The organism is Pedobacter agri PB92, assembly GCF_000258495.1.
Taxonomy (GTDB): Bacteria; Bacteroidota; Bacteroidia; order Sphingobacteriales; family Sphingobacteriaceae; genus Pedobacter; species Pedobacter agri.
This window is the reverse complement of record NZ_AJLG01000160.1, coordinates 1-11,554: the sequence shown is the minus strand read 5'-3', so window position 1 is coordinate 11,554 and position 11,554 is coordinate 1. Positions and strand designations below refer to the sequence as shown.

9 protein-coding genes and 1 pseudogene are annotated in these 11,554 nt (G+C 35.4%); 5 read left to right on the top strand and 5 right to left on the bottom strand.

All coding sequences use genetic code 11. The features are described 5' to 3' along the window. Nucleotides 1-1,501 (bottom strand): amidophosphoribosyltransferase (locus tag ON09_RS18800; RefSeq protein ID WP_010602615.1); only part of this gene is annotated, 1,501 nt, incomplete at its 3' end. A 225-nt stretch (nt 1,502-1,726) separates the two neighbouring features. On the opposite strand from ON09_RS18800, the gene ON09_RS18795 reads away from it, so the two are divergent. Genes ON09_RS18795 through ON09_RS18780 form a run of 5 tightly spaced genes read left to right on the top strand, consistent with a single transcriptional unit; the run spans nt 1,727 to nt 8,569 of the window. Beyond that, entirely contained in the window at nt 1,727-3,922 is a 2,196-nt protein-coding gene (locus tag ON09_RS18795) for a TonB-dependent receptor (protein WP_010602614.1), read from the top strand. Then, on the top strand, nt 3,916-4,431 hold the full coding sequence (locus ON09_RS24435) for a hypothetical protein (protein ID WP_010602613.1): 516 nt from the start codon (nt 3,916-3,918) through the stop codon (nt 4,429-4,431). Before ON09_RS18795 ends, ON09_RS24435 begins: the two co-directional genes overlap by 7 nt. Before the next feature lie 11 nt (nt 4,432-4,442). Further along, nucleotides 4,443-5,810 (top strand): DUF4876 domain-containing protein, encoded by a 1,368-nt coding sequence (locus ON09_RS18790; protein ID WP_010602612.1) that lies wholly within the window; start codon nt 4,443-4,445, stop codon nt 5,808-5,810. 4 nt (nt 5,811-5,814) lie between these two features. After that, on the top strand, nt 5,815-7,374 hold the full coding sequence (locus ON09_RS18785; RefSeq protein WP_010602611.1) for a DUF6850 family outer membrane beta-barrel protein: 1,560 nt from the start codon (nt 5,815-5,817) through the stop codon (nt 7,372-7,374). A gap of 55 nt (nt 7,375-7,429) precedes the next feature. Next, nucleotides 7,430-8,569: a cytochrome-c peroxidase gene (locus tag ON09_RS18780; protein WP_010602610.1), complete on the top strand. Its 1,140-nt coding sequence runs from the start codon at nt 7,430-7,432 to the stop codon at nt 8,567-8,569. Between the two features lie 168 nt (nt 8,570-8,737). Here ON09_RS18780 and murI read toward each other — a convergent pair whose 3' ends face one another. The 4 genes and pseudogenes from murI to ON09_RS18760 form a co-directional block, all read right to left on the bottom strand. Further along, nucleotides 8,738-9,556, bottom strand: coding sequence for a glutamate racemase (gene murI, locus ON09_RS18775; RefSeq protein WP_010602609.1), 819 nt, complete (start codon nt 9,554-9,556; stop codon nt 8,738-8,740). A 173-nt stretch (nt 9,557-9,729) separates the two neighbouring features. Then, nucleotides 9,730-10,308 (bottom strand): OmpH family outer membrane protein, encoded by a 579-nt coding sequence (locus ON09_RS18770; RefSeq protein WP_010602608.1) that lies wholly within the window; start codon nt 10,306-10,308, stop codon nt 9,730-9,732. A gap of 61 nt (nt 10,309-10,369) precedes the next feature. Next, complete coding sequence (locus ON09_RS18765; protein ID WP_010602607.1) at nt 10,370-10,897, bottom strand: OmpH family outer membrane protein; 528 nt, start codon at nt 10,895-10,897, stop codon at nt 10,370-10,372. A 98-nt stretch (nt 10,898-10,995) separates the two neighbouring features. After that, nucleotides 10,996-11,554 (bottom strand): annotated as a pseudogene (locus ON09_RS18760) (outer membrane protein assembly factor BamA); the annotation flags it as partial.

The following is an 11,554-nucleotide window of genomic DNA, read 5'->3' as shown; positions in this document are numbered from 1 at the left end:
AACAATCAGGATAACGGATTTGAGGTGCAGAAGAAACAATAATAATTTTTTTCGGATGTAAGCGATCTACGATTTTGATGATACTCTGTTTCAAGGTGGTACCACGAACAATTGAATCATCTAATGCAACCAAAGTATCCTGATGATTATTGATAATACCGTAAGTTGTATCGTAAACGTGGGCTACCATTTCACTTCTATCAGCATCCTGAGTAATGAAGGTTCTCAACTTTACATCTTTAACGGCTAGTTTTTCAACTCTAGGTGCTAATGATAATAAATCTTCCAGCTGCTCATCAGTCAACTCTTCTTTTTTATGTAAAAGAATATCTTTCTGGTGCCTGCGTACATATTGCTGAACGCCATCAACCATGCCGAAGAAAGCTACTTCAGCGGTGTTTGGAATGAAAGAAAATACGGTATTTTTTAAATCGTAGTTTACTGCCTGAAGAATTTTATCACTCAATAAACGACCTAATTGTTTACGTTCACGATAGATCTCCACATCACTTCCTTTTGAAAAATAGATGCGTTCAAAAGAACACGATAGTCTTTCGGTAGGTTCGCGGAACTGTTCCATGCTCACCTCGCCGTTTTTCTTAATGATTAAAGCATGACCAGGATCAATTTCCTTCACATCTTTAAACTGAATATTGAAGGCTGTTTGTAAAGCTGGTCTTTCAGAAGCTGCAACAACAATTTCATCATCATAATAATAATAAGCCGGGCGTATACCTGCCGGATCACGCATGATGAATGAATCGCCGTTACCAACCATACCACAAATAGAATAACCACCATCCCAGGTTTTGGCCGAGCGGCGAAGGATATTTGCAATATCTAAATGATCGGATATTTTGTGTGTAATAGATACATTATCGTGTCCTTCTTTTTTGTACTGATCAAAGAGGTCTTGATTTTCATCATCTAAAAAGTGACCAATTTTCTCCAGAACGGTAACAGTATCTGCTTTTTCTTTTGGATGTTGCCCCAACTCATACAATTGCTCCAATAACTCATCAACATTGGTCATGTTAAAGTTACCGGCAATGACTAAATTACGGGTCATCCAGTTATTTTGCCTTAAAAAAGGATGGCAATTTTCGATACTGTTTTTACCATGTGTACCATAACGCAAATGGCCCAATAACACCTCGCCGATAAAGCTAACATTGTTTTTGAGCCACTCTGTATCCTGCATTAATTCAGGCGTGTTTTCTTGTATATCTACGAACTTATTCTGTACGTATTCGAAGATATCTGCTACCGCATTCGAAGCCATACTCCGGTATCGGCTAATGTACCTACTGCCAGGTTTCATATCCAGTTTAATGGTGGCAATACCTGCGCCATCCTGGCCCCGGTTATGCTGTTTCTCCATTAAAAGGTATAATTTGTTAAGGCCGTAAAGTGCTGTACCGTACTTTTGCTGGTAGTAAGAAAGTGGTTTTAACAGGCGAATAAAAGCGATTCCGCATTCGTGTTTTATCTGATCACTCATTGTGTGGGTTTGAAGCCGCAAAGTTATCCTTTTAAATAATCACAACCTAAACAAAAGTGTTTTCTTTTGTCACAAACGAGTTAATTTGGTTTGCTTGAATAAGCATTGTTCAAAATTTTGAAACTTTAAACTATCTGGAATGAATCTAAATAATTTGGAAGTTTAGTTAAAAACACACACCTTTGCGGAATCTTTAGAATAAGTCTAATTAATATTACTGGCAGGTTGGGAAAATTTTTTACTATACTATTAGTTATTTCGAGTTTTGCAATATCAGTTTTTGCGCAAAACATCACAATTCGGGGTAAGGTTGTTGATGAGAAGCGTTCTCCTATCCAATCAGTTACCATATTTTGTGAGGAAACTCAATCTTATATCATTAGCAATAACGATGGTCAGTTTACAGTTTCTGTTCCTGCTAATTTAAACCAAGTAACATTTAAATTTACATCGGTAGGCCGAAGATCCGAAGAAGTAAAGATAACACGTAGTAACTTTGCAAATCCAATTAATATTACGCTGGTTCAAAACAGTTTAACCCTTCAAGATGTACAAATAAGTTCTAGCTATGCCAAAAGTAAAAACTCTATTTCGTCTATCAGTTTCGATGAAGAGGCTATTGAAAGAATTCAAGCTTTTAGTTTAATCGATGTTTTAAATACATTACCAGGAAAGCAGTTAGTAGCTCCAAATATTAATGTTGCTCAGACATTAACTTTAAGAAATACATTAGGCGGAACATACGACCTAAATAATTCTTTAGGAATCCCGATAATTGTGGATGGAGTTAGGCTTTCCAACGATGCAAATATGCAATCGCGTCCGGCAACACAATGGGGAATGGGGGCCGTTGTACCAGCCACTAATTCAGGCTCAGCCACAGACGTTCCATTTAGAGGAATTGATTTACGAGAAATTCCGGTAGAATCAATAGAAAAAATTGAAGTAATACAAGGGGTAGCTTCAGCAGAATATGGCGAATTAACAGATGGAGCTATTATTATTGAAAGAAAAGCTGGCAAATCGCCATTACAATTTACTACAAATATTAATGCTGGCTCTTATAATTATTCGTTAAATAAGGGCATTAACTTACCAGGTAAATTGGGTGGAATTACTTTAGATCTAAACTACGCCATCTCCAATGATAATCCTACAGATAATTTTCAAGAATATAAGAGATATGGAACTTCATTACGCTGGCAATATAGCATAAGTAGTGTAATCAGAAATAAATTTAATATTGATTATAACCGTAAGATTGATTTAAATAAAATTGACCCTGACGATGGCAATAGAAGAGAATATTATGCTAAACAAAATGGAATTAGAATCTCAAACACAACAGATTTTAAAATAAACTCAAAGTTTTTAAAGAGTTTAAATCTTATATTATCCTATTCAGAAACTAATCAAGAAAGTTATTCTCAATGGTTTTTAAATCAAGCTCCAAAGGGTTACACAGCTAAGGATACAACTGGCATTTATAAAGGAACAGTTTTAGGCGGTCAGTACTTAGCAGTAGAAGAAATTATTGGCAAGCCAATTTCTGCAAGTGGTAATTTAAGGTTTGCAAGCTTATTTAATTTAGGCAGTACACTTCATAACCTAACTTATGGAATTAATAGCAATTACACCAATAATGGTGGAAAAGGAATAATTTCTGACCCAGAACGACCAAGATTTATCAACTATAATAGTACGAATGTTCGCCCTTATTCCTTCGAACTTAATCCAGCCATAGTTAATACAGGTATTTATCTTACAGATAATATCGCTTATAACTTATTCGGTAAAAAAACATCCTCGAATTTAGGTGTTAGATTTGATTCTCAAAATGGTTCTCTTTCTATACAACCCAGATTAAGTACTCAGATAAATTTAAATAAGCAATGGAATTTTGGCATCGCTTACGGCATATCTTCCAAATCGCCAACACTAGCTCACCTGTATCCGCCACCTGCATGGATAGATGTTCCGCTAATTTTTGCGCTTAATACCGATGCAGCTTTATATTTAGTGTACACACAAAAATTTCAAGCTGCAAATCCAAATCTAAAGGCTAGTAAATCGAATCAGGCAGAGTTTAACCTCAATTTTAGCAATAAAATTTTTAGTTCCCGATTAAATGCATTTTATAAAGGTTCGAAAAATGGTTTTACTAACGTGCGCCAATACCAACAGTTTGTTTTACCAAATTATAATTATAGATATGATGCCTCAATAAAGGAAATTGTGTACCAGGAAACAGGAACTTTTACCTCGTACTTTGGCAACTCTTACTATAAAATATCGAATTTATCTAACTCCGATACTTACGGTTTTGATTGGGTGTTAATTTTAATAAAATTTCTGCAATCAACACAAGCATTTCTACAAGTACTTCATACATATTATCGCAAGAAAGTACCCCTGTGGTAGATGCTATTTATCTAGCTACGCCAGTAGTAATAGGTGGTAAAAATATAAATTACGCTCTTTTTAAACCGTTATCATTCGATAAAAGGTATGTTATTACAAGTAAATTAAATACCACAACGCACATCCCTAAATTAGGCTTTGTAGTAATGACTAATACCGATATTTTTTGGGCAAGCAGAAGAAAATCTAAGTACAATGAAAAACTTCAACAGGCTTCTGGCTACTTAGATCAAAATATGCAAACTATATTTTTCGCTGAAGGAGAGATTAGTCCTATTCCACCAAGAAATCTTTCTTTAACAAACACTGACCAAAAGCTTATATATGCGAATTTCTCTTTATCAGTAGCTAAAGAAATTAATAAACGAATAAGAATTGCAATCACATCATATAATACATTTAATATAAGACCAGAACACACTGTCATAAATCCGGAAACAGGCGCACCAGTAACAACCATTTACAATTCGCCACTTAGTATAACTGGTGGTATATCTTTAAAGCTTTAAAAAATATAATTATGAAACAAAAATTATCTATACTCTTTGTATTACTCGTTACAATTATTGTAACTGGCTGTAAAAAAAATCAAGAAGAAACTCAACCTATTAATCTATCGATACAATTAAGTGTCGATCGGAATAAGGTTTGGTTTGAAGTTCCTTACGAAAAAGCGGAAATTACTTTAGTTAATAAATTAAATAATAGTAAGTATTCCTTGAAAGCTAACCACCAAGGTTTAGTCGCTGTAGAAAGCATTGTACCTGGAGCTTACAGCATAAATGTTTCTCTTAAGATAACGGGGGCAGAATTTACAACGCTAACAGGTACGTATCGCGAAAGTGATTATTATTTAAATTATTCATTAGATAATCAATCTTATTTTGGTAATACCGATGCAAAAATTCAATTAATTAACAGTGAAATTATTGGGGGTTTTGTAATTAAGCAGGTTTATTATGCAGGTTCAAATGCTTCAACTGGGGCAATTTTTAGAGACCAATTTATTGAAGTTTACAATAACACCTCAGAAACTTTGTATGCAGATAGTTTATTAATTGCTGTTGTTTATGGTAAGATAAATAAAACTGCGGATAGTTATTCATTAGCAAACAATCAATACGATTGGAGTAAATCGCTAAACATGGTTGCAACCGGAAATGCAAATGATGATTATGTTTACGTAAAAGAATTATTTATGATTCCTAGCGATGGTACAGGTAAAAAATATCCTGTTTTAGCTGGCAAAAGCATTGTTATTGCACAAACCGCTTTAGACCATACAAAACCTTACACAACTAATGGAGGTACCACTCAAAACATAAGTAATCCGGCATTGACTGTAAATTTAGCTAATGCTGATTTTGAGGCTTATTTATATCCTTACGAGCAAAAATTAGAACCAGGCAGAACAATGTTTGCAAGCGATGTTGACAATCCAAATGTTCCTAACATGGAAACCTATTTTGCAACTGGTGCAAGAGACATGGTTTTAAACCCTCAAGGAAAAGAATCTTTTGCAATTTTAAAAGTTGATAAAAGCTTTAACTTAAACAATATTCCTAGTTATGCTTTACCTACAGTTAGAACGGTAACAGCAGCAACCGTCTTATACCCTCAATTACCAGCTAAATATATAATAGATGCTGTTGAAACTGAAGCAATAATTACGGCCGATCAAACACCTAGAAGATTGCCTATGGCTTTTGATTCTGGCGCTGCATCAATTACTGGTGGACAATATTCGAGTCAATCGATTGTACGTAAAACTGCAAAAACAATTGGTGGTAGAAAAGTTTTACAAGATACCAACAACTCCCGTAATGATTTTGGTCAATTAATTAAAGCTAATCCAGGTAAAGATGAAGCTTCATTTATAGCTCAATAGTAATATGTTGAATCATAGAGCTTTAAAAATAATTCCTATCTTATTAATCTTTTCCATTCTTGCTAATGCTCAGAGTGGAAAAGATTCTGTTTATTTTTTTAGTCAAAATCAAAATCTAATTGATAACATTTTATTTTCACCAACATTTTCAAATGCAAACCCCTTAAAAAGCTATGGCTTTTTACAGTTGGATTTCAAACGAGAAAATGGCGGTTTCAGACGTGCTCAAGAAGCATATTCTATAAATATGCCCAAATTTTTAGCTAAAGGATTTAACATTTTGGGGAAATTTAGAATTGCAGGCAGCATAGAATTTAACAATTCTTCCGAAGATAGTTTAGCAAATGGCCAAAAGAACAATCTCGAAGATTTCACAACATTTTATCCGTATGCAAATAAAAGCGGCCTGTATAAACGCCAAAATTACATTGCAAAAACGTCGTTAAGTTATTCCACTTTAAATAATCACATCGTTCCTTTTATCAATTTAGATTACCAAAAACATCAAAGCTCTGGCACAGTAGATCCGCGTTTAAGCTCGAACCGATTTATTTTAAAGGTAAAACCCGGTGTAAATTTAAATCTAAACAGGCATTCGTTAGGTTTGTATGCAATTGTAGGAAAAGCCGATGAACAAGTATCTCTTGGATATAAAAATGATGTTTACAAGACAAGTTTGCTCTACCCCGACAGGATTCATTATATGCAGTATGGTTATGGAAGTTCTGTTATAAAGGATACGAGCAACGTTTACAAATATGATGATTATAAAGGCTTCGGAATACAGTATGCTACAAAATTTAAGGATTGGAACATACAGTTTGCAACAGAATATCAATTATTAATTAACAAAAATTATACACAAAATAAAACAGCCCCAAATTTTGCTACAGTTGCAACGTTTAACTTAAATACTATAAATGGCTCATTACTTTTAAGTAAAAATAATTCGATTAATACAGCTCATCAAATTTCACTTAGTTTTACATATAATGAAGGATATGATGGAAATTTAAAAACTTCTGGTAGCCTTAACAGAGTCAATTATAGAGTTAATGCGCTAAATGTTAGTAGCGGTTATCGTCTACTTTGGGATAAAAACAAAAACAACGCAAAAGAACTTGGCTTAAACTTATCTTATACTCAAAATGACAAACTGGATTTGAATCAAGCAGCCGGTTTATCTTATGAACAACTTAAAATAGATTTAAGTGGAACTTTATATCATTTAATTGATGAACAAAGTAAATTTAAAATTTCACTAAAACCATATTTCATTGCGCCAATAAATACCACATTAAAATACAATACTAACTCAATTACAGAGTTTATACGTAATGTAGCATTTACAGATTATTACTATTTCAATAGCAGCGTACTCGGTGGCGAGTTTTCTACAGAATATTTAACGTCAAAATTAATTAAGAATCAACAATTTGGATTATACTGTCAATTCGACTTACGAAAAATGTTAAAGCAAGACATGAGACATGATTTAAATCCAACCTTTGTGCCGAACGGATTTAGATCAGTATTTCATTTTGGAATTAACATGTACTTGTAGTCACTCTAATTATCATTTTCTTCCAATATTAGCTTAAATCTGTATTTTTAACCCCATGAATAAAGTATTGGTCACGCTTGCCTTAATCCTAACCGGATTAATCTTATTTTCTTTTCAATCCACCAATTTTAATGATGAGGATGAATTGAGTATAGATAGCTTGCGTAAAGTTTATTCAAAACCTACTGATCAGTGGCCAAAACCCACTGTTGATAAAGGGGCCGTTTTTCAGGAATTAGGGGAACTTCCACCCTCTCCGGTTGATTTAAAAAATGATTCGGTGAAGAATGTGGTAGAACTTGGAAAAATTTTATTTTTCGATCCTCGATTATCAGGCTCTAATCAAATTTCTTGTTCGAGCTGCCATGCACCAGATTTGCATTGGTCTGATGGTCGCCAGGTTTCTGTTGGCCATGATCATTTAACCAATATTCGTAATGCACCATCTTTAGAAAATGTATGGTTTTATAAACGTCTATTTTGGGATGGAAGAGCAGCAAGTTTAGAGGAGCAAGCAGAAAGCCCGGTAGCAGCACACAATGAAATGCATCAGGACATGAAAATGCTTCCTAAAAAACTGACGAAAATAAAAGGTTATCAACCATATTTCACAGCAGCATTTGGATCGAAAACAATTACCAATAAAAGAATTTTCGAAAGTCTGGCTACTTTTCAACGCAGCATTGTGAGCAGAAGAACACCATTTGATCGTTTCCTGGCCAGAGACAAAAAAGCCTTGACTGATCAACAAATTGTGGGCTTACATCTGTTCCGTACCAAAGCCCGCTGCATCAATTGCCATAATGGCCCATTGTTTACCGACAACGAATTCCATAATGATGGTTTGACCTATTTTAAACGGAAATACGAGGATTTAGGCCTATACAATGTCACCAAAAAACCGGAAGATGTGGGTAAGTTTAAAACACCTGGATTGAGAAATGTAATGAAAACTGCTCCGTGGTTTCATAACGGATTGTTTCCTGATATGGATGGAGTGATGAACATGTACAATGTCGGCATGCCTGTGCAAAGGGTTAGACCAGAACAGGAAAATGATCCGTTATTGCCTAAAAATGATAAGCTTTTAAAAGGTTTAATGTTGAGCAAAGCAGAGAAAGATGCTGTTGTTTCTTTTTTAGATGCACTCACCTCTCCTACTGTTTTAGTTCGGGTAGAGAAGTTGCCGCAGTAGTTTTACTAGATAGCCGTTCGGTCATTATCCCTAAGCTTAACTGGTGTTTTCGTACATTCATTCAATTCACTTAGGGTTACTAATGTACCAAGTAGTCCTATCGCATACAACGTCGTACCCTAAGGCATGATAAAGGCATTTAAAGGCATTCTTAATACCAATACGCTGTTACATCTTTTCTGATTTCAAATCTTCCCCAAAAAAGATCGAGGCATGTTCATCAAATGCCAGCGGATCGCCGCTGGTGAAAAATGATTTCTCCTGGTTCCTGCTCAGTTTCTTTTCGATGTCAGGATGTCTCTGTAAGTAATCGACCAAGCTGGCCGCTACGATTTCGCCTTGTGTTAGAATATTGATATAATCTGGAAACACTTTTTTGAGCTTAGGCAGCAATAAAGGATAGTGTGTACAGGCCAATAAAACACAATCAATATCGTCAGACTGTGTCATCAGCTGGCGGCAATACTCATTAATAAAAAAATCAGCCCCACTTTGAAGATGCTCATTATTCTCAATTAACGGCACCCACATCGGGCAGCTCTGTTGGTAAACTCTTATCTCCGGGAAAAATTTGTTTATCTCCAGCAGGTAAGATTGAGAATTAATCGTTCCCCGTGTGCCCATCACGCCTACAGTTTTGCTTGACGTGAATTGGTTTATCACTTCGGCAGTTGGCCTGATTACCCCAAGTACCCTTTTGCCAGGATACTTTGCAGGCAAATCTTTTTGCTGAATGGTACGAAGTGCTTTTGCTGAAGCAGTATTACAGGCCAAAATTACCAATTCACAGCCTTTGGCAAAAAGCCATTCCACACATTCTAGAGTATATTTATAAATGGTATCGAAAGAATGATCGCCGTAAGGAGAACGGGCATTATCGCCGAGATAGATGTACTGATAGTCTGGCAATCGATCGGCTATAGACCTGAAAACCGTTAATCCTCCATAACCAGAATCGAAAATACCTATTGGAGATGTTTTTTGCATTTATTGATTAAATGTGGAAGCGTTAAAACAAAATCTTAACATTACAACGTTACAATGTTTTTTGTAACCTTACAACACTAGTCGAAAAAAAAACGGAATCAAGTTTCCCCGATCCCGTTTTATATTTTGAGTTAGCCATGGAGACTCACGACTCCAGACTGAAAACTTAAGACTTATTTCTTTGGTGCAGCCGGTTTAGCAGCAGTAGCAGAAATACCTAATTTACTTTTAACTGCAGCAGTGATATCATCGCCACCTTCCCAGAAAACTAAGTTGTTACCACCTTGTCCGTTCGCGATATCGAAAACGTAAGCCAAGCCTTTTTCTTTAGCTACAGCAGAAATTGCAGTTGCCACTTTAGCCTGAATTGGTTGGAATAACTCACCTTGTTTAGTACCTACATCCTGAGATGCTTTAGTACGGGCATCAGTAATGCGTTTTTCTAAATCTTGTAACTCTTGTCCGGCAACTTGTAATTCTTTACCAACTTGCTCTTTGTTCGCCTCGCTTAAAGTTTTTTCTTTAGCCTGGGCAGCAGCCAATTTAGTTTGATATTCCTTGATCATTCCATCAATGCTTCCCTGTAAAGATTTACCTAAAGTTTCTAAGGTAGTTTGAGCTGTTTTAGCTTCAGGAAGATTAGCAAAAACATCTTCTGAATTAATGTGACCTAATTTCTGTTGCGCACTTGCCATATTCGCTGTAAACATTAACCCTGCTGCTACAAAGAATACGTTAATTAACTTTCTCATCGTTCTATTTTACTTTTTTTATTTTTTTATTGTTTTTCTAAATTCTAAGGGGGCGAATATACTAATTTCCTGACCCTGGTTTGTAACCTAATTTCACAATTACATCATTACTAACATCGTAGCTGCTGCTTGCATAAATCATCATGGTTGCTTCACTGCTCTTGTCAAAAATAAAATCCAGATATTTTGCTTTTGCAATTTGTTTAATCACATCCGAAACCTTATCCTGAATTGGTTTGATTAATTTAGTTCTGGCCTGAAAAAGTTCACCATCAGGACCAAACTTTGAGCGTTGAAATTCCTTTGCCTGTTTCTCTTTCTCGATAATTTCGTTTTCACGGCGCTTACGCATATCATCGGTTAATAAAACCTGATCTGCCTGATAGGCTTTATACATCCTATCTATTTCAGAAAAGTTTTGATCTACCTGTTGTTGCCATTGTTTTGATGCTCCCTCTAACTGGCTCAACGCCGATTTGTATTCTGGCATCTGCTTCAAAATATACTCTGTGTCTACATATGCAAACTTTTGTGCATAAGCACCAAAAGTGGTGCAAAGTAAAAATGCGATAAAAAGATACTTTTTCATTTGTGTGTGTTTTATAATTCGTTTATAACCTAAGCCTTGTTTAAACTCAACTTATAGTGTTTTATTGCATATTTAATTATTTTTTTACGCTTTATCAATTAAAATCCACCTAATTGTTGTGCGATACTAAAGTGGAACTGACCTTTGTTTGAATCTGGCAAGCCTGGAATCGCATCAAAACCATAACCATAATCAATACCTAACAAACCAAAAATCGGTAAAAATATTCTGGCACCAACACCAACTGATCTTCTGATATTGAATGGATTAAAATCACTAAACCTGTTCCAGGTGTTACCACCCTCAGCAAAGGCCAACACAAAGGCTGTAGCTTGTTGACTTGCTATAACCGGATAACGTGCTTCCAATACATATTTCGTATAAATAGGGCTACCAGATTGTTGTGCAATACTTGGGTTTGATCCTACCGGGATAACTGTATTGTTGGCATAACCACGCATGGCGATCAGCTCTGATCCTTGTAAGAAATCAAAACCTTGCATACCATCACCACCCAATTTAAAACGCTCAAATGCTGACTGACCTACTGCTTTATTATACTGACCTAAGAAACCAAACTGTGCCTGTGCTTTAATTACAAAGTTACCTGCTACACGTTGGTACCACTGTGAATCAAATTTCCATTTATGATATTCT

What these genes read in the sequence shown, in the direction of transcription:
- ON09_RS18790 (WP_010602612.1), top strand. Translation starts at nt 4,443, where the DNA reads ATGAAACAAAAATTATCTATACTCTTTGTATTACTCGTTACAATTATT.
- ON09_RS18785 (WP_010602611.1), top strand. Translation starts at nt 5,815, where the DNA reads ATGTTGAATCATAGAGCTTTAAAAATAATTCCTATCTTATTAATCTTT.
- ON09_RS18780 (WP_010602610.1), top strand. Translation starts at nt 7,430, where the DNA reads ATGAATAAAGTATTGGTCACGCTTGCCTTAATCCTAACCGGATTAATC.
- murI (WP_010602609.1), bottom strand. Translation starts at nt 9,556, where the DNA reads ATGCAAAAAACATCTCCAATAGGTATTTTCGATTCTGGTTATGGAGGA.
- ON09_RS18770 (WP_010602608.1), bottom strand. Translation starts at nt 10,308, where the DNA reads ATGAGAAAGTTAATTAACGTATTCTTTGTAGCAGCAGGGTTAATGTTT.
- ON09_RS18765 (WP_010602607.1), bottom strand. Translation starts at nt 10,897, where the DNA reads ATGAAAAAGTATCTTTTTATCGCATTTTTACTTTGCACCACTTTTGGT.